Origin of the sequence: Streptomyces fildesensis (genome assembly GCF_016107395.1) — a bacterium.
Lineage (GTDB): Bacteria > Actinomycetota > Actinomycetes > Streptomycetales > Streptomycetaceae > Actinacidiphila > Actinacidiphila fildesensis.
Genome location: NZ_JAAIKO010000024.1, coordinates 1 through 25,489, shown reverse-complemented (window position 1 = coordinate 25,489; position 25,489 = coordinate 1). Strand labels below are relative to the sequence as shown.

Below are 25,489 nucleotides of genomic sequence, written 5' to 3'. Positions count from 1 at the left end.
CACTTCAGCGTCTAGTCACGTGCGTGACAAATTCCACTCCCCTACAACTGGACAAACCATCCAATCCAACCGGCCTGTTGGTCATACCTTTTATTGCGCTTTACCACAGATGTCTTGGTCGGCCGTCGTGCCCGGAAACGTCGGTTCGCCCCCACTCGGCACCGGAGTCGGTTTCGTACCCCGCGACTTGCCGTCCTCCCCGCTGCCGGTGGCCGTGGGTTCGGCGACCGCCGTGGGTCCGGCGGTCGCGGGTGCGGTGGTCGCCGGCGCCGTCGGCTTCGGCGTCCCGTCCGTCGTCCCCGAGACCCCGACCGGCTTGTCCGCGCGGAGCGTGGCGAAGAGCTGATCCGCCTCGGGCTGGATGAGTTCGTCCCGGTCGTTGTTGTTGATGTACGGCTGGCGCGGCGCCGTCAGGAAGCGCACCGCACTGGTCGGGGTGTTCTCCAGGCTGCGGACGAGGTCGTACAGCTCGCCCAGCGAATCCAGGCCCGGGTCCGCGGTCAGCGACGACGTCGCCGCCGAGAGCAGCGGGTACAGCTTGGTCGGGTTGAGCAGCACACCGTCGCTGCGGATCTTGTTCACCAGCGAGGCCAGGAAGTCCTGCTGGCGGTTCATCCGCTGGGTGTCGCTGCCGTCGCCGATGCTGTACCTGGCGCGCACATAGCCCAGCGCCTGCTCGCCGTAGAGCGTCTGCTTCCCGGCCGGGAGGTTCAAATGCGCCTCCGGGTCGCGGATCGCCTTCGGCACGCACACCTCCACTCCGTCCACCGCGTCGACCATCTTCTTGAAGCCGCTGAAGTCCACGATCAGGTGGTGGTCGATGCGGATACCCGTCATCCGCTCGACGGTACGGATCGTGCAGGCCGCCCCACCGAATTGGAACGCCCAGTTGAACTGGACGTACTTCTCCTGGGTCATGGTTCCGTTCGCCTGTGTGCAACTGGGCACATGGGCCATCAGATCGCGCGGGATGCTGACCGCGGTGGCGCTGCTGCGGTCGGCGGACAGGTGCAGCAGGATCGTGGTGTCCGAGCGCTGGGTGCCGCTGTCCTTGCCGTACTCGGTGTTGCCGTTGCCGCGGTTGTCCGACCCGATGAGCAGGATGTTCTCGGCCGAGGTCGGACCGGGGGTGGGCCGTTCCGCCTGGATGCGCTCCAGCTCGTTGGCGGTCCTGAAGTCGGTCTTGATGTTGCCGTCGAGCTGCTGGTACAGGTACCAGGCGGTCCCGGTGCCCGCGAGCAGCAGGAGGACGGTGGAGAGGCCGAGCACACGCAGCCAGCGACGCCCCTTGCGCGCCGCGGGTGCGGCGGGCGGGGTGTCAGCGCCCTCGGCGCCGTCCCCGGCAGGCGACACGTCCTCCGGTTCCGGCGGCGGGGCGGGCGTGCCTCCTTGCGTGGTCACGTCTGCGCCCATCCCTCGGTGAGTCACTCGGTGCCGGACCCCTCGGGCGGAAAGGCCCGACCGGCACCCGTTCAGACAGCCGATTCCCGTTCATGGTTGCGTGACTTCGCTCTTCCCTTGGTCGGTGATCAACCCAGCATCCCCCAGGACGGCGCGGCGGGCCCGGGGGAGGGGGTCGCTATTGGGCCGTGTGGGTGACGCGCTCGCTCTTCTCCCGTTGTGCCAGCTGGTCGGCGGGCAGCCGGTCGAGGTGCCGGCACAGGACGACCGAGCCGTCCGCGGCCAGCGGTGCCAGCAGGCCGGCGGCCAGCCCGTCCCAGTCGTCGAAGGACCGGCCGGAGAGCAGCCGGGAGCCCTGGCCGAGGCCCAGCCCGGCGGCGCTCTCGCGGGCCCGTCCGACCACCTCGGCGGCTGTCAGTACCGAGCCGTCCGGGAGCTGGAGCGCGGGTGCGTCCGGGCCGACCGGGGCGTAGGGCGCGAAGCGGTCGCCCTGGCTGGGCACCTCGACCGCGTAGTCGGCGAAGCCGGCCGGCGGCTGCAGGAAGCGGCCGCCGAGCGGGCGCAGCGCGAGCGCGACCCGCTCGCCGTCGCAGGCCAGGGCGGCATCGAGCGTCTCAGGTCCGCTGACCACCAGGTCGGCGGCGGCCGGATCGCCGCCGGGGACGACGACCACTCCGGTGGAGAAACAGGCGAGCAGCCAGACCGCGGTCTGCCAGTGCGCGGGCAGCAGCAGCGCGAGCCGGTCACCGGGCTGCGCGCCGAGGTCGTCCTGGATCAGGTTGGCGGTCTTCGCCACCCAATTGCCGAACGTGGCCACGGAGAGTTCGACGCGTTCGCCGGTGGCGTCGTCGTAGAAGGTCACCAGCGGGCGGGCGGGCTCCGTCCGGAGGGCGTAATCCAGCAGGCCGGCGGGGGTGTTGGCGGTAGCGGTCACCCGGCTCAGGCTACCCGCCGCCGGGCCGGCGGCCCTCGCCCGGACGGGCGAGGGCGGAGGGTCGTTCCGGCGGACTGTCCGTCAGATCTCGACTGGACATATATGAGGCTTATGTAACGATCTGTCCTATGCGTGCATTCCTAGCCACCACCATCGGCGTCGCGTGCACGGCCGCGCTGGCGCTTCCGTTCGCCGTTCCCACGGGCGCCGCCGCACACAGTGGGCGTTCCGCGCGGCCGGCCCACCCGACGGCCTCCCAACTCCCGGGCAGCACCCGCAACCTTCCGCTGGTGCCGCTCTCCGCCCCCACCGTCACCCATGGAACCGACCGTGCGCCCGGCGCCCCCGCCGAGCAGGGTCTGTCCGCCCGTCAGGTCGCCCCGTTCTCCCTGCTCGGCGTCACGTGGGACAACCCGGCGGCCGATCTCGACGCCGCCGTCCAGGTCCGCACCCGGGCGGCCGGCACCGGCACCTGGTCGGGCTGGCGGGACGTCCAGGCGCACAACGACGACGCCCCCGATCAGGACGGCCGGACCGGCCGCGGCGCCACCGCCCCGCTGTGGGTCGGCGCCTCGGACGGTGTCCAGGTCCGCGTGCGGCCGGCCGCCGGTGGTGACCGCGGCGCCGGTTCCGCCGCCAAGGTGGTGCCACTGCCCGGCGGACTGCGCCTGGAGATGGTCGACCCGGGCGACGACGGCCCGGTCACCCCTGCCACTCCGGCGGTCCCGGCCACCCCGGCCACCGCGCCGAGCGCCCCCGTCACCGATCCGAGCGCACCGGCCACCACTCCGGCCACCACTCCGGCCACCACTCCCGCCACCACCCCGGTCCTGGACGACCGCGGTGTGGAGTCGGCCCCCGGCGCCGCTCCGGTCACCGAGCTCCCCGCGCTCACCAAGGAGGAGACCGCGGCCACGGCGGCCGGCGCGCCCTACGTCGGCGCACGTCCCCGGATCGTCACCCGGGCCGGCTGGGGCGCCGACGAGAAGCTGCGTGAAGCGGGCTTCGTCTACACCAACACGGTGAAGGTGGTCTTCGTCCACCACACCGCCACCGGCAACGACTACACCTGCTCGGGGGCGCCCGCCCTCATCCGCAGCATCTACCGCTACCACGTGGAGAGCAGCGGCTGGCGGGACATCGGCTACAACTTCCTCGTCGACAAGTGCGGAAACATCTACGAGGGCCGCGCGGGCGGCGTCGCCAAGCCGGTCATGGGCGCTCACACCATGGGCTTCAACACCGACAGCGCGGGCGTCGCGGTGCTCGGCACGTTCACCTCCAGCTCGGCCCCCGCCGCGGCCGTGAAGGCGGTGTCCCAGCTCGCCGCCTGGAAGCTCGGTCTGCACGGAGGCAACCCGACCGGCACCACGCACCTCACGTCCGGTGGCGCCAACCTGTACGCGAAGGGCACCAGCGTCAAGCTCAACGTCATCTCCGGGCACCGCGACGGCTTCGCCACCGAGTGCCCGGGCACCAAGCTCTACGGCCAACTCGGCAGCGCCCGTAAGACGGCAGCCGATCTGCAGGGCCGCTGACCCCCCGTCCGCCCCTCCCTTCCGCGGCCCCGGCGACCACTGTGTCCCGGGGCCGCGGAACTCGTGCGCCCCGGGGTCGTGGAGCGCGGGGTTCCGCGTGCCCGGCGGTGCGAGTGGTCAGCTCATCCCTTCATCTGCCTAAGATTGCCGCCCACCGGCCCGCCCACCAGGAAGCAGAGACGAACCCAGGTGACTGAAGCGATCCTCTTGGTCGGCGGCAAGGGCACGAGACTGCGCCCGCTGACGGTGCACACGCCCAAGCCCATGGTCCCGGCGGCCGGTGTGCCGTTCCTGACCCACCAGCTCGCCCGCGCCCGCGCGGCCGGCGTCGAGCACATCGTGCTCGCCACGTCCTACCTCGCCGAGGTCTTCGAACCGCACTTCGGCGACGGCTCCGCGCTCGGCCTGCACCTGGAGTACGTCACCGAGGACGAACCGCTCGGCACCGGCGGTGCCATCCGCAACGTCGCGTCCCGGCTCCGGTCCGCCCCCGGCGAGCCGGTCCTCATCTTCAACGGCGACATCCTCACCGGGCTCGACATCCGCGCCCTCGTCGAGAACCACCGCACCACCGGCGCCGACGTCTCGCTGCACCTGACCAAGGTCGCGGACCCGCGCGCTTTCGGCCTCGTCCCCACCGACCCCTCCGGGCGCGTCACGGCCTTCCTCGAGAAGCCGCAGACCCCCGAGGAGATCGTCACGGACCAGATCAACGCGGGCGCGTACGTGTTCAACCGCTCGGTGATCGACAGCATCCCGGCCGGCCGGCCGGTCTCGGTCGAACGGGAGACGTTCCCCGGCCTGCTGGCGGCCGGCGCGCATCTGCAGGGCATGGTCGACTCCACGTACTGGCTCGACCTCGGCACCCCGCAGGCGTTCGTCCGCGGCTCCGCCGACCTCGTCCTCGGCCGCGCACCGTCGCCGGCCGTCCCCGGCCGCCGGGGCGAGCGGCTCGTCCTGGAGGGCGCGGTCGTCGGTGAGGGCACCAAGCTCACCGGCGGCACCTCCATCGGCGCCGGAGCCCGGATCGGTTGCGACGCCCGCATCGACGGCAGCCTCGTCCTGGACGGCGCGGTCGTCGAGGACGGCGCGGTCATCCGCGACTCCCTCATCGGCACCGGCGCCACCATCGGTGCCCGCACCGTGCTGGACGGCGCGGTCATCGGCGACGGCGCCACCGTCGGCGCGGACAACGAACTGCTGCACGGCGTCCGCGTCTGGTGCTCCGCCCGGATCCCGGCGGCCTCGCTCCGCTTCTCGTCCGACCAGTAGCGGCGGACGGGCCTGTCCGAGGGGGCGGCTACGCTCGGTCGGGTGCGTACGAGTATCCGCAGCTGGACCCCCGAGGGCCGGCCCGACCTCCGCCTGACGCTGGACCCGCTGGGCCGCGGCCCGGGCGATCCGGCGTTCCGGATGACGCCCGACGGCGCCGTCTGGCGGGCGGCCCGCACCCCGCAGGGCCCCGGCACCCTGCGGATCACCGCGGCCGACGGCACCGTAAAGGCGCAGGCCTGGGGCGATGGCGCGGACTGGCTCCTGGAGGCGCTGCCCGCGCTGCTCGGCGCAGGCGACGACCCGACGCCGTTCACCCCGCGCCACCGCGTCGTGCACGAGGCGCACCGGCGGAACCCGGGCCTGCGGCTGACCCGGACCGGCCTCGTCCTCGAATCGCTGATCCCCGCGATCCTGGAACAGAAGGTCACGTCCGACGAGGCGTACCGCGCCTGGCGGCTGCTCCTGCGCCGGCACGGCGAACCGGCCCCCGGCCCGGCCACCGGCGGCCCCGACGGCGGCATGTACGTCATGCCCGCCCCGCGCCAGTGGTCCCTCATCCCGTCCTGGGAATGGCACCGCGCCGGGGTCGACAACAAGCGGTCCTCGACGATCCTGCGCGCGGTCCGGGTGGCCGCCCGGATGGAGGAGGCCGCCGCGATGGACCTGGCGGCGGCCACCGCCCGGCTGACGGTGATCCCGGGCATCGGCCCCTGGACCGCCGCCGAGACGCTGCAGCGCAGCAACGGGGACCCGGACGCACTGACGGTCGGCGACCTGCACCTGCCGAACATCATCGGCTTCGCCCTGACGGGAGCGCACCGCACCGACGACGCCGCGATGTGTGCCCTGCTGGCCCCGTACGAGGGCCAGCGGCACAGGGCGGCGCGGCTGATCCTGCTCAGCGGCCGGGTGCCACCGCGGCGTGCGCCGCGCTATGCCCCGAAGGACATCAGCCGGATCTGAGCGGGCCGCGCCGTCGGTGGGTCGGGGGCCGGGTCCTCCGGGGTGGGGCTTCGAAATCGACTATTTAGGGCCTGGCGGCCCACAAATAGCTCGGCAGCATTTCGAAACCCCACCCCTGCGGACCCGGCCCCCTTCGCTCCACCCACCCCGTGCGGGTGGGCTTCTTGCTGGGGTCCGGCCACCGTGTGGTCAGCGGACCGAGATGAACGCCTCCGCGGTCCGCTCCGGCCGCGCCTTCGGCGCAGCCGACGCGTGGCCGACGGCTACCGCGCCCATCGGGTCCCAGTCGGCCGGCAGTCCGAGGACGTCCCGGACGACATCGCGGCAGAACATCGTCGAGGAGACCCACGCGGAGCCGAGCTGCTCGCCCGCCAGGGCGACCAGCAGGTTCTGGACGGCGGCGCCGACCGCGACGACGAACATCTCGCGTTCCGCGCCCGCCCGCCGCGCGTCCGGGTACGCGTGGGCGCCGTCGGCGACGAGGCACGGCACGATCAGATAGGGCGCGCGCCGCAGTACGTCACCGCGTCGCAGCCGGCGGGTGATGTTCTCCTCGGGGAAGCCGTCGGCCCGGAGGTCCGCCTCCCAGGCGTCCCGCATGGCGTCGAGCAGTCGTGTCCTGGACTCCTCGGACTCCAGGAGGACGAACCGCCAGGGCGTCGTGTGGTGCGGGGCGGGTGCGGTGACGGCCAGGGCGACGGCGCGGCGGACCGCGGAGCCGTCCACCGGCTCCGCGGTGAAGTCCCGGACCGTGCGGCGGGCCGCGACGGCCTCGCGGATGGCCTCCGACGTGCCGAGCCGGAACATGTCCGCGCCGGCGTCCCGTACGAGGGCGCGGGCGCCCGGGCCGTCGTCCGCCGTCACCAGGTGGCCGAGGCCGCGGACGACAGCGACCGGCAGTCCGGCCGCCTTGCCCTTGACGAGGTCCCCGGCGGCGGCGAGTTCGTCCCCGGTGGCGGTCACCGTCATGCTCAGCGCGTTGCCGTGCGAGTCGGTGCCGCCGCGCAGGTCCTCCAGGACGCGCAGCCCGGCGGCGCCGATGGCGACGTCGGTGAGCCCCTCGCGCCACGGCCGTCCGAAGGTGTCGGTGACCACGACCGCGACCTCGACGCCGAGCGCCGCGCGCAGCCCCTCCCGGATCCCGCGGGCGGACGCGTCCGGGTCCTCGGGGAGCAGCAGTACGGTCCCGGGCGCGGTGTTGGAGGCGTCGACGCCGGCCGCGGCCATGACGAAGCCGTGCCGGGTCTCGACGATCCGGGTGGGCCCGCGCCGCGCGACCAGCCGCACCATCTCGGCGTCGATCGCGGCCTCGCGGTCGTCGGCGCGGATGATCCGGCCCTCGGCCTTGCTGACGATCTTCGACGTCACCAGCAGTACGTCGCCGTCGGCGAGCGCCGGATCCGCGGCGGCTATCAGCTTGGCGAGGTCGTCGCCGGGCTGCACCTCGGGAATCCCGGAGACGGCCAGCACCTGGAAGGACTGAGCCGTCACGTGCGGACCTCCTCCGCCAGCGCCAGCGCTTCGCGCGCCATGGCGGTGGTGGCCTCGAGGTCGGTCATCATCAGCGGCACGGCCCGGCAGCGGATGCCCGCCGACTCGATCCCCTCGACCGCCGCCGCGTCCACGGTGTCGACGAGCCAGCCGTCGAGCAGCCCGGACCCGTAGTGGGCGGCGACCGCGGCGGCGGTCGTCTCGACCCCGACGGCCTCCAGGACCTTGTCCGCCATACCGCGCACCGGGGCGTCACCGACGATGGGCGACAGCCCGACGACCGGGACGCCCGCCTCGGCGATGGCCTCGCGGATGCCCGGCACGGCCAGGATGGTGCCGACGCTGACGACGGGGTTGGACGGTGGGAAGACGATCACGTCCGCTTCCGCGATGGCCTCCAGGACACCGGGGGCCGGCTTCGCCTGTTCCGCGCCGACCGGCACCACGGCGTGCGCCTCGACGGAGGCGTGCAGCCGCACCCAGTACTCCTGGAAGTGCACGGCCTTGCGCTCGCCGTCGACATCCACGAGGACATGGGTCTCGACGCGGTCGTCCGACATCGGGATGAGCCGGACGCCCGGCTGCCAGCGCTCGCACAGCGCCTCGGTGACGGCGCTGAGCGGGTATCCCGCTCCGATCATCTGGGTCCGCACGATGTGGGTCGCGAAGTCGCGGTCGCCGAGCCCGAACCACTCCGGTCCCACGCCGTACGCCGCGAGTTCGGCCTTGACGGTGAAGGTCTCGTCGGACCGGCCCCAGCCCTGTTCCTCGTGGATGCCGCCGCCGAGGGTGTACATCACGGTGTCGAGGTCGGGACAGACCTTGAGTCCGAACAGGTGGATGTCGTCACCGGTGTTGCCGATGACGGTGATCTCCGCATCCGGTGCCGCTGCTTTGAGGCCGCGCAGGAAACGGGCCCCCCCGATGCCGCCGGCCAATACCACGATTCGCATGGGGGACAGTCTGTCAGCCCGGTCCGTCAGCCCCGCACGGACTCCTGCGCCGGCTCCTGCGCGGAGGGCGCGGTGCAGGCGGCGTAGGGGGTCATCTCGGTGAGGCCGGGGAAGTAGACGTGCAGGCTGACGGCCGGTTCCAGGGAGTCGTTGACGACCTCGTGGAGGTAGCCGGGCGCGAAGGTGCGCTGGCCGCCCGGCACCAGGGTGCGCCGGACCTCGCCCGAGCCGGCGGACAGCGCGCGCTCGGTCAGCTCGCCCTGCAGGACGGTGAGCACACCGGAGGAGCGGCCGTGGTCGTGCAGCCCGCTGCTCTGCCCGGGTACCCAGCTGAGCAGCCACACCTCGTAGCCGGGGCCGGTCTGCAGCCGGGCGTACCAGCGCGTGGTGGCGTCGTAGCGGACCAGCGGCGCCCACCGGGCGCGGTCGGCCGCGATGGAACGGGCCAGGCCGGCGAACTCGGCGACGGTGCTGGGGTGCTGGGGCACCGGGGGAAGCAGGTGGGGGAGGGCGAGCGGGTCGCCGGCGATCGAGACATCGCTGTACATGTGCGGAGGTTCCTTGCCGGAAGCTGCGGAGGGCGGCGGACGCGACACCGAGCGATCAGAAGCGAGCGCTCAGTGGTCCAGGAATCAGGACTCAGCGGCAACAACAGGAACGGCGACAGCGGACCGGCACAGCGCGGTGGGACTCGCGACGGCGAGTCCGGAAGGGCGCATGGGTCACTGCTGGCATGGGTATAGGAGACCGGTCTCTGGGACGGCTTGTCAACCTCTTGTCCGTTATGTCGGAAATCTTTCACCTGAACCGGTCGAGCGGGGTGGTGAAAGGTTTGTGCGGAGAGATGTGCGGATAGGTGGCGCAGCAACCGCACATGGGAGCGTCGTCCTTCTCGGCGCCGCCGCGACCCCGTGGCCGGATTGTGATCCACAACGCTTCATTCCGCGAGGCGGAACGTGGCCAGGCGCTGCGACGTCTGACGAGGTGCGGCCAGTGGATCACGGTGGATCAACTGGAGCAGGGTTGACAGATGCTGGCGTTTGGGATGATTTCCACACTTTCTGCCAACCCTTGGTTCAGCGGAGTGAATAACGGACCCAATAGCAGATCTCGGCTTGACTGGCCCGTATCGGCACACTTGTAATTTCACTCGTGTCGTTCAGCCGCTACTGGTAACGGCAACATCACGGGGAAGCAAAGACAGACGAGGGGCGCGCATGACCGAGCAGTTCCAGCTTCTGCTGGCCGAGGAGGCTGACGAGGAACTCGGGTGGCAGGAGCGCGCGCTGTGTGCGCAGACCGATCCCGAATCGTTCTTCCCCGAAAAGGGCGGATCCACTCGCGAGGCGAAAAAGGTCTGTCTCGCCTGCGAAGTCCGCTCCGACTGCCTCGACTACGCACTCGCCAACGACGAACGCTTCGGAATCTGGGGCGGACTGTCGGAACGCGAACGACGACGTCTCAAGAAGGGCGTGGTCTGAGACCCGCCCACCGCACAGGGTTCGCACGGCCCGCCTCCCGGTCTCATCCGCCGGGAGGCGGGCCGTTGTTGTGTCCGGTTGCGGTGTCCCGCAGCGGTGTACCGGCAGTTATCCACAGGCGCCGGGAAGGGCCGGGGGCGTGAGCCGTTAGTGTGGGGGCCCGTCCGAGGCGCGCCGTCGACCCCAGTGGTCACAGCGTCCACCGCAGTCCAGCGAACCGGGGCCCGAACCGGATGTCCGTGAACAGCCAAGCGTCGGCCTTTTTCCCGGCCGCCCCAGAGTTGCCGCGCCATGTCGTCACCGCCGTGCTCGTCGCGCACGACGGTGCCCGGTGGCTGCCCAACGCGCTCTCGGGCCTCCTTGCCCAGGACCGTCCGGTCCAGGACGTCATCGCGGCCGACACCGGCAGCGCCGACGAATCCGCCCAGCTCCTCGCCGGCTCCCTCGGTGCCCAGCGGGTGCTCCACCTCGCCCGCCGCACCAGCTTCGGCGCGGCCGTGGACGAGGCGGCCCGCGCCGCCGGCCGGCTCACCGCCGAGCAGCTGCCCTATCTCCAGCGCGCCAGCGGATGGGACCCCGTCAGCCGCAGCTGGAACGACGACGCGTACGACGAGCCCGACCACCCGCACGGCGAGCCGGTCGAATGGCTCTGGCTGCTGCACGACGACTGCGAGCCGGAACCCGGCGCGCTGGCCGCCCTGCTGCGCACCGCCGACTCCTCGCCCTCCGCGGCGGTCATCGGCCCCAAGCTGCTCAGCTGGTACGACGCCCGGCAGCTGCTGGAGGTCGGGGTCAGCATCGCCCGCAGCGGCCGCCGCTGGACCGGGCTGGAACGCCGCGAGCAGGACCAGGGACAGCACGACCAGATCCGTCAGGTCCTGTCCGTGTCCAGCGCCGGCATGCTGGTCCGCCGGGACGTGTGGGACGAGCTCGGCGGCTTCGACCGCCATGTGCCGCTCATGCGTGACGACGTCGACTTCTGCTGGCGCGCCCAGGCCGCCGGCCACACCGTCCTGGTCGCCCCGGACGCCGTGATGCGGCATGCCGAGGCAGCCTCCCGCGAACGCCGCCCGGTGGACTGCGCCGGCCGCTCCGCCGTCAACCCGCACCGTGTCGACAAGGCCGGCGCCGTCTACACGCTGCTGGCCAACACCCGCGGTCCGCTGCTGCCCTACGTGATGCTGCGGATCGTCCTCGGCACCCTGCTGCGCACGCTCGCCTACCTCGTCGGCAAGGTGCCGGTACAGGCCGTCGACGAGATCGTCGGGCTGCTGCGCGTACTGGTGCGCCCCGGCCGGGTGCTCGGCGCGCGCCGCCGCCGCGGCCAGGGCGCCGTCCCGCCGTCCGAACTGCGGCCGCTCTTCCCACCGCCGGGCGCGACCGTGCGGGCCACCGTCGACCAGGTCGTCAGCAACTTCTCCGGACGCACCGAGGCCGCGGCCGCGGCCGCCGGCCGGCACGGCGGCGGCATCGAGTCCGGGCCCGGCGACGAGGACGGCGAGTACATCGAGGTCGAGCAGTTCGCCCGGCTCAAGCGCATCGCCCGCAAACCGGGACCGATGCTCTTCGCCGTACTGCTGCTCGTCTCGCTGGCCGCCTGCCGCTCGCTGCTCGGCTCCGGCTCGCTGCTCGGCGGCGCACTGCTGCCCGCCGCCCCCGGCGCCTCCGACCTCTGGGCCTCGTACAGCGGTGCCTGGCACGCCCTGGGCACCGGCGGCACCCAGCCCGCCCCGCCCTACCTCGCGGTCCTGGCGCTCTTCTCGACCATCCTGTTCGGCAGCACCGGGCTCACCCTGACGGTGCTGCTGGTCGCCTCCGTCCCGCTGGCCGGCGTCACCGCGTACTTCGCGTCCCGGCCGCTGGTCGAGTCCCGCCTGCTGCGCGCCTGGGCCAGCGTCGCCTACGCGTTCCTGCCCGCCGCCACCGGAGCGCTGGCCGGCGGCCGGATCGGCACCGCGGTCCTCGCGATCCTGCTGCCGCTGATGGCCCGCACCGCGATCGCCACCGCCGGACTGCAGCTGACCCACGGCGCCATCGAGCGCGGCGCCCGGCCCAGCTGGCGCGCCACCTGGGCACTCGCCCTGATGCTCACCTTCACGACCGCGTTCACCCCGCTCGTCTGGCCGGTCGCCCTGGTGCTGTGCGCGGGAGTGCTCGCGCTGCGCGTGGTGAGCGGCCAACAGCGGCTGCTCGTTCCGCACCTGCTGCGCTTCGCGGCGCTGATCGTCACCCCGGTCGTCCTCCTCGCGCCCTGGTCGCTGTCGCTGCTCACGCACCCCGGACGCTTCCTGCATGAGGCCGGCCTGCCCTACGGCATCAAGGCCGCCTCCGCCGTCGACCTGCTGATGATCAGCCCCGGCGGGCCGAACGGCTCCGGCGGACTGCTGCTCATCGGCCTCGTCCTGGCCGCGCTCGCCGCCCTGATGCGCTCCGAACGCCGGCTGGCGGTCCTCACCGCCTGGGCGGTCGCGCTGACCGGACTGCTCTTCGCCATCCTGGAGAACGGCGAGGCGTGGGCCGGCCCCGCCACCCTCGTCTACGGCCTCGCGCTGCTGTCGGCCGCCGCGATCGGCGCCGAGGGCGCCAAGGACCGCATCGCCGCCAAGGGCTTCGGCTGGCGGCAGCCCGTCGCAGCGCTGATCGCCCTGGCCGCCGCCGCGGCTCCGCTGCTGGCCGCCTTCACCTGGGTCTCGGACGGCGCCAACGGACCGCTCAAGCGCCATGACCCGGTGCAGGTCCCCGCGTTCGTCGCGGAGGAGAGCAGCAGCAGCGACCAGGCCCGCACCCTGGTGCTCGACGGCAAGCCGACGGGCGTCTCGTACGTCCTGGTCCGTGGCGCCGGCGCGCGGCTGGGCGACGCGGAGCTCGCCGCCGAGGCGGGCCACGACAGCCGCCTGGACGACACTGTCGCCAACCTCGTGGCAGGCTCCGGCGCCGACCAGGCGACCCGCCTCACCGGCTACGCCGTCCGCTACGTCCTCGTACAGCCCGGCGCCCCGCGCGAGATGGGCCGAGTGCTCGACAGCACCCCGGGCCTGACGCGCGTCAGCCAGGCCGACGGCAGCGCCCTGTGGCGCGTCGACACCGCCGTGTCCCGGATGGCCATCGTCAGCAAGGACGCACCGCCGGTGCCCGTCCCGGCCTGGCGGGTCGAGGCGCACGCCAAGATCCCGGCCGGCGGCGCGGGACGCGTCCTGCGCCTCGCCGACGCGGCCTCCGCCGGCTGGCAGGCGACCCTCGACGGCCGGCCGCTCAAGGCCACCAAGGTCGACGAGTGGGCGCAGGGCTTCGAACTGCCCACGGACGGCGGCCGGCTCGACGTCACGTACCAGGACCCGGTCACCCACACCGGCTGGCTGTGGGCGCAGGGCTTCCTCCTGCTCGTGGTGGTCGTCCTGGCGCTGCCCGGCCGCCGCCGGCAGATCGACGACGACCTGCCGGAGCAGGAAGCGGTCGCCGCGGACATGTCCGCCTCCGGGATCCCGGCGCAGGCGTCCGGCGAGGGCCGGCGCGCCCGCCGCCTCCAGGCCGCCGCGGACGCCGAGGCCGCCGCCGTGGCGGGCCCCGACGACGGGAGCGACCCGGACGGGACGGCCCCGGCCGAATCCCCGGCCGCGGCGATCCCGGACCAGTACGACCCGTACGCGGCGCCCGAACCGGTCGACCCGGGCGGCGACCCGTACGCCGCCGTCCCGCAACAGGATCCGTACGGCCGGCAGTGGGACGGCTACCAGTACGCCGCCCCCGCGGACCCCGGCGGCTACGACCAGAACAGCGGCTACGACCAGCAGAACAACGGCTACGGCCAGCAGCAGAACCAGAACGGCGGCTACGACCAGAACAACGGCGGCTACGCCGATCCGTACACCTACGGCCAGCAGCCGCCGCCGGCCTACGACCCGTACCGGCAGGACGACGACGGCAACGGGTACTACACCGACGGCGACCAGCACCGCGACGGGGGCAGCCGGCAGCCCTGAGCACCGTGACCCGGCGGCACCGAAGCACCCGTCCGCCGGGTCCCCCACACCAGGTACGTCACGCACGTCACGCCGGCCGTGACCAGGCCGACCGGCCGGCCCCGGGCAACACCGCGAGGTGAAAGTCAGTGAACCGCAGCATCATCTCCCTGGCGGGAGCGACCGCAGCACTCGCCGCCCTCACCGGCGCGGCCGTGCTCACCGGAGCCGGCGACCCGGCCGCCGCGCCCGTGGGCTCCGCCGCCCGGCAGCCCGTGCAGCGGTCGGCGCTCGTCTGCCCGGCGCCGTCGGCCTCCGAGCTGGCGTCCACCACGTACACCTCGTTCACGCCCAAGGGCGCCCAGACGGGCAAGCAGGGCACCGCCCGGCTGCTGCCCGCCACCGGAGACGCGAGCGCCAAGGCCAAGCCGCTCGCTCCGCTCACGGAGCCGGGTGTGCCCGTCACGGCCAAGGTGGAGAAGGCCGACAGCCCGGCGCTGATCGGCACCGCCGAAGGCGGTCTGGCGCCCGGCTGGAGCGTTCAGCAGACCACCGTGGTCGGCGCGGGTCCCGGCCGTGCCGTGCTCGGCACGTCCTGCGTGGCCCCGGACAGCGAGTTCTGGTTCCCGGCGGCGAGCACCGCCGCCGACCGCCAGGACTTCCTGCACCTGGTGAACCCCGACGCCCTGGACGCCGTCGTCGACGTCGAACTGTTCGGCAAGGACGGCGCGCTGAAGGCCACGACCGGCGACGGGGTCTCCGTCCCGTCGCCGGGCAGCACGTCGATCCTGCTCTCCACCCTCATCACGGAGAAGGTCCCGGACCTGACCGTGCATGTCACCGTCCGCAGCGGCCGGGTCGGCGCGGCCGTCCAGGCCGTGGACGGCAAGGCCGGCGCGGACTGGCTGCCCGCCGCCGCGGATCCGGCCCCGAGCCTGGTCTTCCCCGGCATCCCCGCCGACGCCACGTCCGTGCAGCTCGTCGCGTACGCCACCGGCCAGGACGACGCGGACCTGAAAGTGCGGCTCGCCGCCCCGACCGGCTCGATCACCCCGGCCGGACACGAGACGCTGCACGTCAAGAGCGGTATGACGACCACGATCGAGCTCGGGGACGTCACCAAGGGCGAGGCCGGATCCCTGCTGCTGACCGCGAGCGACGCGCACGCGGCCGCGCCGATCGTCGCCGCCCTGCGCGTCACCCGCGGCACCGGTGCCAAGCAGGAGACGGCCTTCCTGCCGGCCACCCCGAAGATCGACGAACGGGCCACCGTCGCCGACAACCGGATCAAGGCGTCGACGCTGTCCCTGGTCGCACCGGACAAGGAGGCCGTCGTGAAGGTCACCACCTCGGCGGCCACCGACGGCGGAGCACCGGTCAGCAAGAACGTCACCATCAAGGCCGGCACCACCCTGGCGATCGAGCCGCCCGCGCCCTCGTCGGGCAAGGGCGCCTTCGCGGTGACCGTCGAGCCGGTCTCCGGCGGACCGGTCTACGCCTCGCGCATGCTGTCGCTGCCGCTCAACGGCATCCCGATGTTCACCATCCAGCCGATGCCGGACGACCGGGGCACGGTCGTGGTCCCGAAGGTCCAGCCGGACCTGACGATCCTCGACGACTGACGATCCCCGGATGCTCGTCGAACGCTGACGCTCAGGGGCTGTCCGGCCGGGCACGTGCCCGGCCGGGCCTATTCCTGCCCGTACTTGGGGTCCACGTTCTCCGGGGAGAGTCCCAGCAGCTCGGCCACCTGCTCGACGACGACCTCGTGCACGAGCATCGCCCGCTCGTCGTGGCTCTTGGCCCGGATCTCCACCGGGCGGCGGTAGACCACGATGCGGTTCGGTGCGTCCTTGCGGCCGCTGATCAGCCGGCCGAGCGGCACACTGCCGTCGGCGGAGTCGTCCGGCGTCGCCGGCTTCCCCTCGTCGGAGACGAGCGGCACCTCCTGCACGGCGAACTCGACGTCGGCCAGCTGCGGCCAGCGCCTCTCCAGCCGGTCGGCGGCGTCCCGTACGAGATCGTCGAAGGCGTCGGCGCGCGTGAGCGCGAGCGGCACCTGCGGGGGCGCGATGGGTCCGCGCATGCCGCGGCCATGGCGGTCGCGACGACGCGGACGGGGGTCTGGAGAGGGAGGTACGGGGCTGTCCATCGCCTTTGAGCCTAGTCCTCCCGGGGCCCCGGTACACCGCGGACGCCAGGTGGCGCGCCATCCGCCGCGGCTCTCACGGGGCGCCGCATGACACGCGGTCCGGGAGTGTCCACCGTGGCGAGGCGGGGCCGGGCGAGGAGTGGAGGCGGAGCTGCATCCGGGCCGTGCCTGGGCCGTGCCTGGGCCGAGCGAGGGCCGGGCCAGGGGCGGATCGCCGGGAGGAAACCTTCCCGCAGGCCTCTCCCCGCAGGTCAGCCCGTGATCACGGTTATCAGGCGTTCCCGGCGAACCGGGACGACACGACAGGGTGAGGTCATGGAGAGTCGTCGCGGCCCGCTCAAGAGTGCGGTAGCGTCCAACGTCGTGAGCCCTGTACGTCGCTGTTCGCGGACCGCTTGCGGCCGACCCGCCGTCGCGACGCTGACGTACGTCTATGCGGACTCGACCGCCGTACTCGGCCCGCTCGCGACCTACGCCGAGCCGCACTGCTACGACCTCTGCCACGAGCACTCCGAGCGCCTCACCGCCCCGCGCGGCTGGGAGGTCGTCCGGCTCGCCGTGGACAGCGGTCCCGTCCTCCCCAGCGGTGACGATCTCGAAGCGCTCGCCAACGCGGTGCGCGAGGCGGTCCGCCCGCCGGAGCGCCCCGCGAACGGCTCCCGGGGCCGGGAGGCGGACCCCAGGGAGGTCGCCCGCAGAGGTCATCTGAGGGTACTGCCCTCCCCGGAGCCCTGACCGGACCGATCACCCCGCCGGGGTAGGTTGAGCGGGAGTTTTCCGCGCGTCGCCGTCCGGCGCTGTTCAACAGGGGTGTGCTGTGTCCGACTTGTCGCAGATCATCAAGGCCTACGACATTCGCGGCGTGGTCCCGGACCAGTGGGACGAACCGCTCGCCGAGCTCTTCGGCGCCGCCTTCGTCACCGTCACCGCGGCCGACGCGATCGTCGTCGGCCATGACATGCGCCCCTCCTCGCCCGGACTGTCCCGCGCCTTCGCGCGCGGCGCCGCCGCCCGTGGCGCGTCCGTCACCGAGATCGGCCTGTGCTCGACGGACGAGCTGTACTTCGCCAGCGGCCAACTGGACCTGCCCGGCGCGATGTTCACCGCCAGCCACAACCCCGCGCAGTACAACGGCATCAAGATGTGCCACAAGGGCGCGGCCCCCGTGGGCCAGAACACCGGCCTGGCCGACATCCGCGTGCTGGCCGAGCGGTGGAGCGAGCAGGGAGCGCCGGAGCCCGCCGCCACCACGGGAGTGATCACCCAGCGGGACGTGCTCGCCGACTACGCCGGCTATCTGCGGGGCCTGGTCGACCTCGGTGCGATCCGCCGGCTGAAGGTCGTTGTCGACGCGGGCAACGGGATGGGCGGCCACACCGTTCCCACCGTCTTCGCCGGGCTGCCGCTGGAACTCGTGCCGCTCTACTTCGAGCTCGACGGCACGTTCCCCAACCACGAGGCGAACCCGCTCGACCCGAAGAACCTGGTCGACCTGCAGGCGAAGGTCCTGGAGACCGGCGCCGACCTGGGGCTCGCCTTCGACGGTGACGCCGACCGCTGCTTCGCGGTCGACGAGCGCGGCGAGCCGGTGTCGCCCTCGGCGATCACCGCCCTGGTCGCGGCCCGTGAGCTGGCCAAGCACCCCGGCGGCACGATCATCCACAACCTGATCACGTCCTGGTCCGTGCCCGAGGTCGTCGCGGAGCACGGCGGCAAGGCGGTGCGCACCCGCGTCGGCCACTCCTTCATCAAGCAGGAGATGGCCCGCACCGGTGCGATCTTCGGCGGCGAGCACTCCGCGCACTACTACTTCCGCGAGTTCTGGAACGCCGACACCGGCATGCTCGCCGCCCTGCACGTGCTGGCCGCGCTCGGCGCCCAGGACGGGACGCTCTCCGAGCTGGTCGCCGAGTACGACCGCTACCCCGCCTCCGGCGAGATCAACAGCACCGTCGCCGACCAGGCCGGCCGGGTGGCCGCGATCCGCGCCACGTACGAGAGCCGGCCGGGCGTCACCCTCGACGAACTCGACGGCCTCACGGTCACCACGGCCGACTGGTGGTTCAACGTCCGCGCCTCCAACACCGAGCCGCTGCTCCGCCTCAACGTCGAGGCGCGCGACGCGGCCACCGTCGACCGCGTCCGCGACGAAGCCCTCGCCGTCATCCGGGCCTGACGCGGCCCCACACGGCACCGCCCCGGCGTTAGGCTGATCACGCGGTACGCCGCCACCGCGGCACCGGAACGCCGCTGTCGAAACCACCGTCCGAACCACGCCGTCCGAAGGACTCGCCACCATGTCGCTCGTCGAAGCCAGCCTCCTGGAGATCCTCGCCTGCCCGGCGTGCCACGCCCCGCTCCGGGAGGACATCGAAGCGAACGAGCTCGTGTGCACCTCCGACAGCTGCGGCCTCGCCTACCCGGTACGCGACGAGATCCCCGTCCTGCTCATCGACGAGGCCCGCCGCCCCGCCTGAAGGGCCTGACGGCCGACACGGCCTGACCGGGCCCCCGGGACGGGGACCCGTGACCTCCCGGGCAGGACGTGCCCGGGGTGACGGACCAGGACCCGGAGGTCCCGATGCTCGACGAGTCGCTGCTTGACGACCCCGACGCCCTCGCCCGCGCCGACACCCGCGGGCTGCTGCTCGGCGCCGCGGCCGCCGGCGCCCGCGTGCGGACCGCCGCGCGGCTCACGCAGGAGGCGGGCGTCCAGGACCTGCGCCCCGACGGCCGGCCGCGCACCGTGCTGGTCGCCGGCTCCGGCCCGGAAGCCGCGGCCGTGGCCGATGTGCTCGGCGCGCTCGGTGCCGGCAGCTGCCCCGTCATACCGCTGCGGTCGGCCGGACCGACCCCGTACGAACCGCAGTGGACGCTCCCCGGCTGGACCGGCCCGCTCGACCTGGTGCTGCTCACCACCGCGAGCGGCCGGGAGGCCGGCCTCGTCGGCCTCGTCGAGCAGGCCTACCGGCGCGGCTGCACCGTCGCCGCCGTGGCGCCCGCAAGGTCGCCCCTCGCCGAGGCGCTGGAGCAGGCGCGCGGCATGACGATCCCGTTCGCCGGGCCCGCGTCGCCGCTTCCCACCGGACCGTCCGGTGTCCCCGCAGAGGACCCCGGCGCGCTGTGGGCGCTGCTCACCCCGCTGCTCACGCTCGCCGACCGCATCGGGCTGTTCACCGCCCCGCCGACCGCCGTGCAGGCCGTGGCCGACCGGCTCGACGAGGTCGCTGCCCGCTGCGGACCGGCCATCGCGACGTACGCCAACCCCGCCAAGACGCTGGCCACCGAACTGGCCGACGCCCTGCCGCTGCTGTGGAGCACCGGACCGAACGCCGCCCCGGCCGCCCGCCGGTTCGCCGCCGTCCTCGCCACCAGGACCGGCCGCCCGGCGCTCGCCGCCGAACTGCCCGAGGCGCTCGCGGCCCACGGCGCGCTGCTCGCCGGAACCCTCTCGCCCGGGGCGGACCCCGACGACTTCTTCCGCGACCGCGTCGAGGACCACCAGGCCCTGCGGCTGCGCGTCGTCCTGCTGCGGGAGGCCGCCGGACAGCAGGCCGCGTCCGCGCCCGCCGCCCGTGAGCTGGCCTACGCCCACGACACCCCGCTGAGCGAGATCGCCGCGGGCGACGGCGGGGTCCTGGAGACCACCGCCGAGCTGCTCGCCCTGACAGATTTCGCCTCGGTTTACCTCGCCGTCGCCTCTGCCGAGAGATCATGACGCCATGGACCGTCTGACCAACACCGTGCGTCCCTACGCCTGGGGCTCCACCACCGCCATCCCCGAACTGCTCGGCACCGCCCCCACCGGCGAGCCGCAGGCCGAACTGTGGATGGGCGCGCATCCGGGAGCACCTTCCCGGATCGACCGGGGCGCGGGACCGGTCCCGCTGAACGAGGCGATCGACGCCGATCCGCTCGCCGAGCTCGGCGAGCCGGCCGTGTTGCGCTTCGGCCCCCGGCTGCCGTTCCTGTTCAAGATCCTCGCGGCCGGCGCACCCCTGTCGCTCCAGGTCCATCCCGACCTGGCCCAGGCGCGGGCGGGCTTCGCGGACGAGGAGGCGCGCGGCATCCCCGTCGACGCCCCGCACCGCAACTACAAGGACGCGAACCACAAGCCCGAGGCCATCGTCGCGCTCACCCCCTTCGACGGGCTGTGCGGTTTCCGGCACCCCGCCGAGGCCGCCGAACTCCTCGAAGCCCTCGGCGTGGACTCGCTCAAGCCGTACGCGGACATCCTGCGCGCCCGGCCCGAGACCGACGCGCTGCGCGAGGTCCTCGCCGCCGTACTGACCGCCGACCGCGACGCGATGGCCGAAACGGTGGACGAGGCCGCCCAGGCCGCAGCCCGGCTCGCCGAACAGGACGGCCCGCACGCGGCCGACTTCGCCGCCTACGCCACCACGGCCCACAGCTTCCCCGGCGACCCGGGCGTCATCGCGGCCATGCTCCTCAACCACGTGACGCTGCAGCCCGGCGAAGCCCTCTACCTCGGCGCCGGCGTCCCGCACGCCTACCTCGACGGCCTCGGTGTCGAGATCATGGCCAACTCCGACAACGTGCTGCGCTGCGGTCTGACCCCCAAGCACGTGGACGTGCCGGAGCTGCTCCGCGTCGTCCGCTTCGAGGCCACCGACCCGGGCGTCCTGCGCCCCGAGGTCTCCTCGAACGGCGAAGAGGTCTACGAGACGCCCATCGACGAGTTCCGGCTCTCGCGCTACGTCCTAGCCCCCGGCGGCGAGGCCCGCACCCCCGACGCCCGCACCCCGCAGATCCTGCTCTGCACCGACGGGGCGGCGCTGCTGCGCTCCCCGCACGGCGAGCTGACGCTGGAGCGCGGCGAGTCCGCCTTCGTCCCGGCGGGCGAACGGGTGGAACTGACGTGCCCGGGCAGCATCGCCGGCGGCATCGGGGGCACCGGCGGAAGCGGCGCCGGAAGCACGGCCGGGAGCACGACCGGAAGCACCACCGGAGGGACCGTCTTCCGCGCCACAGTGGTGGCCTGACGCGCCGTCCGCAGGGCAGCCTGCAAGAATGACCGGCCAGTGGCCGGGGGCCGGACCGAAGGACCGAAGGGACGAACCAACACCTATGAGCGCGTCAGGCGGAACCAAGGCGATCGTCGCCGCATTGAGCGCCAACCTCGCCATCGCCGTGGCGAAGTTCGTGGCATTCGCGTTCAGCGGATCGTCGTCCATGCTCGCCGAAGGCGTGCACTCCCTCGCCGACTCGGGCAACCAGGCGCTGCTCCTCGTCGGGGGCAAGAAGGCCAAGCGCGAGGCGAGCGAGGAGCACCCGTTCGGCTACGGCCGCGAGCGCTACATCTACGCCTTCCTGGTGTCGATCGTGCTGTTCAGCGTCGGTGGCATGTTCGCGCTCTACGAGGGCTACGAGAAGATCAAGCATCCGCACGAGATCGAGCACTGGTACTGGCCGATCGGCGTCCTGGTCTTCGCGATCATCGCGGAGAGCTTCTCCTTCCGCACCGCGATCATCGAGTCCAACCAGACCCGCGGCGCGCTCTCCTGGACCGACTTCATCCGCCGCGCCAAGGCCCCGGAACTGCCCGTCGTCCTGCTGGAGGACTTCGGCGCGCTCGTCGGGCTCGTCCTCGCCCTGTGCGGTGTCGGCATCGCGCTGGCCACCGGTGACGGCGTCTGGGACGGCATCGGCACCCTCTGCATCGGCATCCTGCTCATCGTGATCGCCCTCGTACTCGCCGCCGAGACCAAGTCGCTGCTCCTCGGCGAGGGTGCGGGCGCCGAATCGGTAGCCATGATCCGCGAGGCCATCGTCGACGGGAACACCGTCACCGGCGTCATCCACATGCGCACCCTCCACCTCGGCCCGGAGGAACTGCTGGTCGCCGCGAAGATCGCCGTCCAGCACGACGACACCGCCGCCGAGGTCGCCCGCGCGATCGACGCCGCCGAGGTCCGGATCCGCGAGGCCGTGCCGATCGCCCGCGTCATCTACCTCGAACCCGACATCTACAGCGAGGCCGCCGCGGCGGCCGGTCCCGACCCGACCCAGACACCGGGCGGCGACCCGCACCCCCACTGAGGGCGCGAAGAACGGAGGAGGGGCCCCGCATCGACCGGTGCGGGGCCCCTCCTATGTGCTGACGGTGCCGCTGTCAGGACTACTCGATCTCGGCCAGCACCTGGAGAATGGCGTCCCGGTCCTGGGCCTTCTGCAGCCGGTCCCGGAAGCCGCTGTCCATCAGCTTGCGCGACAGCTGCGCCAGGATCCGCAGATGCTCGTCACCGGCCGCCGCCTCCGGCACGGAGATCATGAAGACCAGCTTGGCCTTCGTCCCGTCCAGCGAACCCCAGTCGATGCCGTCGGCCGACCGCGCGAAGCCCACCAGCGGGGACGTCACCGCATCCGTCTTGGCGTGCGGGATGGCGATCTCCTCGCCGAGGCCGGTCGTACCCTGCGCCTCCCGCGCCAGCGCCACGGCCACCAGGGCGTCGACATCCGCGACCTTCCCGGTGGTCGCCAGCATCTCCGCCATCTCCCGGATCGCGGACTCCTTGTCGGAGGCGTCGAGCTGCTCCTTGACGGTCTGCCCGGTGAGATAGCCGGAGAGGACTTCCGTGACCTCGGGGGTGGGTGCCTGGCGCTCGGGTGCCGCGGCAACGACTGTCGGGGCACCGACTGCCGGGGCACCGACGGCGCCGATGCCGGCCGGCGCCGGTTCGAGCGCCTGCTGCGGCAGCAGGGACTTCGCCGCGCCGCCGGCCCGCCGCTCCTTGATGTCGATCAGCGCGTTGGTCGTGAACGCCGTGACCACGGTGCCGATCGCGATGGCCAGGAAGAACACCGGCACCCCGCCGATCGCTCCGAGGACCGCCACGATGGGACCGCCGTGCGGCACCGAGTCCTTCACCGACGCCATGCCCGCGATGGCACCGGCCACCGCGCCACCGAGCATGTTCGCGGGGATGACCTGCGCGGGCCGTGCCGCGGCGAACGGGATCGCGCCCTCCGAGATACCGAAGCAGCCCATGAACAGGGCCGCCATCCCGGTCTCGCGCTCCTGCTCGGAGTAGAGCTTGCGACGCAGCAGGGTCGCCAGACCCTGGCCCAGCGGCATGACGGGAATCGCGGCCGCGCACATGCCCATGACCGTCAGATTGCCCGAACCGATCAGGCCGGCGCCGAAGAGGAACGCGGTCTTGTTGACCGGACCGCCCATGTCGAAGGCGATCATCAGGCCGAGGATCGCGCCGAGCAGGATGGCGCTCGATCCGGTCATTCCGCTCAGGAAGTTGGTGAGGTGCTCGAAGACCCACGAGATCGGCTTCCCGATGACGTAGATGAAGAACAGCCCGAGCGAGGTCGTCGCGACGATGGGGATCACGATGATCGGCATGATGGGCTGGACGAACTTCGGGACCTGGACCTTCTTGATCCACAGCACCAGGTAGCCGGCCAGGAAGCCGGTGACGATGGCACCGATGAAGCCCGCACCGGCCTTGGAGTCGTACAGCGCTCCGGTGTTGGCGATCCAGCCGCCGATCATGCCCGGGACGAGCGCGGGCCGGTCACCGATCGCGTAGGCGATGTACCCGGACAGGATCGGGACCATCAACGTGAAGCCGATGACGCCGATGTCGTTGACGTGCTTCCAGAAGGTGCCGTCCGGGATGACCAGGCCGCCCTCGGGGTTGGTGTGCCCGCCCAGCGCCAGCGAGATGGCGATCAGCAGCCCGCCGACCACCACGAACGGGATCATGTACGAGACGCCGTTCATCAGCGCCTTGTAGCCGACGCTGCGCTGCTTGCCCCCGCCGCCGCCCCCGCTTCCACCACTGGCGCCGCCGAGCGAGTCGCCGCCGCGGCCGCCCCCGCCGTGCACCGGGGCGCTGCGGACCTGCTCGATCAGCCGCTCCGGGTGGCTGATGCCCTCGGAGACCCCGACGGAGAGCACCCTCTTGCCGGCGAACCGGCTGAGATCGACGTCCTTGTCGGCCGCGATGATGATCCCGTCGGCAGCCATGACATCGTTGTCAGACAAGACGTTCTCAGCGCCGATGGACCCTTGCGTCTCCACTTTCATGTCGATGCCGAGCGCCTCGGCGGCCTGGGCCAGCTTCTCCGCGGCCATGTACGTGTGAGCGATGCCGGTGGGGCATGCGGTCACCGCGAGCAGCTTCAGCCGCCGTGTCGTGGTCCCCGCTGCATCGCGGGGGTCGGCCGGACTGGTCACGTGATCGTCTCCTTGAGCCATTCGGGCGCAAACGGGCGCGAGTCCGCAAGAGTGTTGCTGCCCTGATCGAATCGTGCAACATTCCGGAACCGGGGCGGACGTGACATTGGTCCCTTATGTCCCCGCCGGTCGGCCTGTCCTTCCCGCGCTCTTCTTGCCCCGGCCCACTGGCCGAAACCGGTACGAGGTGGGGAGCGCGGGGCCGTCCGGTGTAGGTTCGTCTGTAGCCAGACGTCGCTGCTGATGGCGGTCGGGCGGCACCGCGGAAGTGGTTGCCGTCCGAGGGAGAGAGGGCCTCCGACGGAATGCGCTGCTGCAAGGGGACGGGTGTGTCCGCTCGAGGGCGCTGTCTCGTCAGCCTGCGGCTGCGTCAATTCCCCGTCCACCTCGAAGCATTCAGCGAGGAGCAGCCCGTATGACCACCACCGCAACTGACTTCAAGGTCGCCGACATCTCCCAGGCCGCTTACGGCCGCAAGGAGATCACGCTGGCCGAGCACGAGATGCCCGGCCTGATGTCGATCCGTGCCGAGTACGCCGAGGCGCAGCCGCTGGCCGGCGCCCGCATCACCGGCTCGCTGCACATGACGATCCAGACCGCCGTCCTCATCGAGACGCTGGTCGCGCTGGGTGCCGAGGTCCGCTGGGCGTCGTGCAACATCTTCTCCACCCAGGACCACGCGGCCGCCGCCATCGCGGTCGGCCCGAACGGCACCCCCGAGAACCCGCAGGGTGTGCCGGTCTTCGCCTGGAAGGGCGAGAGCCTGGAGGAGTACTGGTGGTGCACGGAGCAGGCGCTGACCTGGCCGAACACCCCCACCGGCGGCCCGAACATGATCCTGGACGACGGCGGCGACGCCACGCTCCTGGTGCACAAGGGTGTCGAGTTCGAGAAGGCCGGCGCGGCTCCGGACCCGTCCACCGCGGACAGCGAGGAGTACGGCTACATCCTCCGCGTGCTGAACCGCACCCTCTCCGAGAGCCCCCAGAAGTGGACCCAGCTGGCGTCGGAGATCCGCGGCGTCACGGAGGAGACCACCACCGGTGTCCACCGCCTGTACGAGATGATGCAGGAAGGCTCGCTGCTCTTCCCGGCCATCAACGTCAATGACGCGGTCACCAAGTCGAAGT

General features: G+C 72.5%; 20 protein-coding genes. 13 read left to right on the top strand and 7 right to left on the bottom strand.

Annotated features, from left to right (window positions below):
* Positions 1 to 90: 90 nt before the first annotated feature.
* Both C6N31_RS26470 and C6N31_RS26465 read right to left on the bottom strand, forming a co-directional pair.
* Positions 91 to 1,413, bottom strand: a complete 1,323-nt coding sequence (locus C6N31_RS26470; RefSeq protein WP_138357862.1) for an LCP family protein — start codon at positions 1,411 to 1,413, stop codon at positions 91 to 93.
* Positions 1,414 to 1,579: 166 nt separating this feature from the next.
* Entirely contained in the window at positions 1,580 to 2,335 is a 756-nt protein-coding gene (locus C6N31_RS26465) for a TIGR03089 family protein (RefSeq protein WP_138357863.1), read from the bottom strand.
* A gap of 128 nt (positions 2,336 to 2,463) precedes the next feature.
* Here C6N31_RS26465 and C6N31_RS26460 point away from each other — a divergent pair, with 128 nt between their 5' ends.
* From C6N31_RS26460 to C6N31_RS26450, 3 genes are all read left to right on the top strand, one after another.
* Positions 2,464 to 3,873, top strand: a complete 1,410-nt coding sequence (locus tag C6N31_RS26460; RefSeq protein WP_198358423.1) for an N-acetylmuramoyl-L-alanine amidase — start codon at positions 2,464 to 2,466, stop codon at positions 3,871 to 3,873.
* A 189-nt stretch (positions 3,874 to 4,062) separates the two neighbouring features.
* Positions 4,063 to 5,145, top strand: coding sequence for a mannose-1-phosphate guanylyltransferase (gene manB / locus C6N31_RS26455; protein WP_138357865.1), 1,083 nt, complete (start codon positions 4,063 to 4,065; stop codon positions 5,143 to 5,145).
* A 54-nt stretch (positions 5,146 to 5,199) separates the two neighbouring features.
* Positions 5,200 to 6,111 carry a DNA-3-methyladenine glycosylase family protein gene (locus tag C6N31_RS26450; RefSeq protein ID WP_138357896.1) on the top strand — a complete coding sequence of 304 codons (912 nt, stop codon included), beginning with the start codon at positions 5,200 to 5,202 and terminating at the stop codon, positions 6,109 to 6,111.
* A gap of 189 nt (positions 6,112 to 6,300) precedes the next feature.
* Here the strand turns inward: C6N31_RS26450 and C6N31_RS26445 are convergent, their stop codons facing one another.
* From C6N31_RS26445 to C6N31_RS26435, 3 genes are read right to left on the bottom strand one after another with little or no spacing between them, the layout of a single operon-like run.
* On the bottom strand, positions 6,301 to 7,602 hold the full coding sequence (locus tag C6N31_RS26445) for a coenzyme F420-0:L-glutamate ligase (protein ID WP_138357866.1): 1,302 nt from the start codon (positions 7,600 to 7,602) through the stop codon (positions 6,301 to 6,303).
* A complete protein-coding gene (cofD, locus tag C6N31_RS26440; RefSeq protein ID WP_138357867.1) occupies positions 7,599 to 8,555 on the bottom strand; it encodes a 2-phospho-L-lactate transferase in 957 nt (318 codons plus the stop codon). Before cofD ends, C6N31_RS26445 begins: the two co-directional genes overlap by 4 nt.
* 26 nt (positions 8,556 to 8,581) lie before the next feature.
* A complete protein-coding gene (locus tag C6N31_RS26435; RefSeq protein WP_138357868.1) occupies positions 8,582 to 9,103 on the bottom strand; it encodes a cysteine dioxygenase in 522 nt (173 codons plus the stop codon).
* A gap of 669 nt (positions 9,104 to 9,772) precedes the next feature.
* Here C6N31_RS26435 and C6N31_RS26430 point away from each other — a divergent pair.
* From C6N31_RS26430 to C6N31_RS26420, 3 genes are all read left to right on the top strand, one after another.
* On the top strand, positions 9,773 to 10,036 hold the full coding sequence (locus C6N31_RS26430; protein WP_093737255.1) for a WhiB family transcriptional regulator: 264 nt from the start codon (positions 9,773 to 9,775) through the stop codon (positions 10,034 to 10,036).
* A 233-nt stretch (positions 10,037 to 10,269) separates the two neighbouring features.
* Positions 10,270 to 14,016, top strand: a complete 3,747-nt coding sequence (locus tag C6N31_RS26425; protein ID WP_138357870.1) for a glycosyltransferase family 2 protein — start codon at positions 10,270 to 10,272, stop codon at positions 14,014 to 14,016.
* 128 nt (positions 14,017 to 14,144) lie between these two features.
* Positions 14,145 to 15,617, top strand: coding sequence for a DUF5719 family protein (locus C6N31_RS26420; RefSeq protein ID WP_198358422.1), 1,473 nt, complete (start codon positions 14,145 to 14,147; stop codon positions 15,615 to 15,617).
* Positions 15,618 to 15,685: 68 nt separating this feature from the next.
* Here the strand turns inward: C6N31_RS26420 and C6N31_RS26415 are convergent, their stop codons facing one another.
* Positions 15,686 to 16,147 carry a metallopeptidase family protein gene (locus tag C6N31_RS26415; RefSeq protein WP_138357874.1) on the bottom strand — a complete coding sequence of 154 codons (462 nt, stop codon included), beginning with the start codon at positions 16,145 to 16,147 and terminating at the stop codon, positions 15,686 to 15,688.
* A gap of 315 nt (positions 16,148 to 16,462) precedes the next feature.
* Here C6N31_RS26415 and C6N31_RS26410 point away from each other — a divergent pair, with 315 nt between their 5' ends.
* The 6 genes from C6N31_RS26410 to C6N31_RS26385 all read left to right on the top strand — a co-directional run bounded on the left by C6N31_RS26410 (position 16,463) and on the right by C6N31_RS26385 (position 22,207).
* Entirely contained in the window at positions 16,463 to 16,882 is a 420-nt protein-coding gene (locus tag C6N31_RS26410; RefSeq protein WP_198358421.1) for a DUF3499 domain-containing protein, read from the top strand.
* A gap of 82 nt (positions 16,883 to 16,964) precedes the next feature.
* Positions 16,965 to 18,323, top strand: coding sequence for a phosphomannomutase/phosphoglucomutase (locus tag C6N31_RS26405; RefSeq protein ID WP_138357878.1), 1,359 nt, complete (start codon positions 16,965 to 16,967; stop codon positions 18,321 to 18,323).
* 121 nt (positions 18,324 to 18,444) lie between these two features.
* Positions 18,445 to 18,624, top strand: a complete 180-nt coding sequence (locus tag C6N31_RS26400; protein ID WP_138357880.1) for a Trm112 family protein — start codon at positions 18,445 to 18,447, stop codon at positions 18,622 to 18,624.
* Between the two features lie 104 nt (positions 18,625 to 18,728).
* Positions 18,729 to 19,865, top strand: coding sequence for an SIS domain-containing protein (locus C6N31_RS26395; RefSeq protein WP_198358434.1), 1,137 nt, complete (start codon positions 18,729 to 18,731; stop codon positions 19,863 to 19,865).
* A 4-nt stretch (positions 19,866 to 19,869) separates the two neighbouring features.
* Positions 19,870 to 21,150 carry a mannose-6-phosphate isomerase, class I gene (manA, locus tag C6N31_RS26390; protein ID WP_198358420.1) on the top strand — a complete coding sequence of 427 codons (1,281 nt, stop codon included), beginning with the start codon at positions 19,870 to 19,872 and terminating at the stop codon, positions 21,148 to 21,150.
* An 85-nt stretch (positions 21,151 to 21,235) separates the two neighbouring features.
* Positions 21,236 to 22,207, top strand: coding sequence for a cation diffusion facilitator family transporter (locus C6N31_RS26385; RefSeq protein ID WP_138357884.1), 972 nt, complete (start codon positions 21,236 to 21,238; stop codon positions 22,205 to 22,207).
* A gap of 79 nt (positions 22,208 to 22,286) precedes the next feature.
* Here the strand turns inward: C6N31_RS26385 and C6N31_RS26380 are convergent, their stop codons facing one another.
* On the bottom strand, positions 22,287 to 24,359 hold the full coding sequence (locus C6N31_RS26380) for a fructose-specific PTS transporter subunit EIIC (protein WP_307811550.1): 2,073 nt from the start codon (positions 24,357 to 24,359) through the stop codon (positions 22,287 to 22,289).
* A gap of 415 nt (positions 24,360 to 24,774) precedes the next feature.
* Between C6N31_RS26380 and C6N31_RS26375 the strand changes: the two genes are divergently transcribed.
* A partial coding sequence (locus C6N31_RS26375) for an adenosylhomocysteinase (protein WP_198358419.1) occupies positions 24,775 to 25,489 on the top strand: 715 nt, incomplete at its 3' end.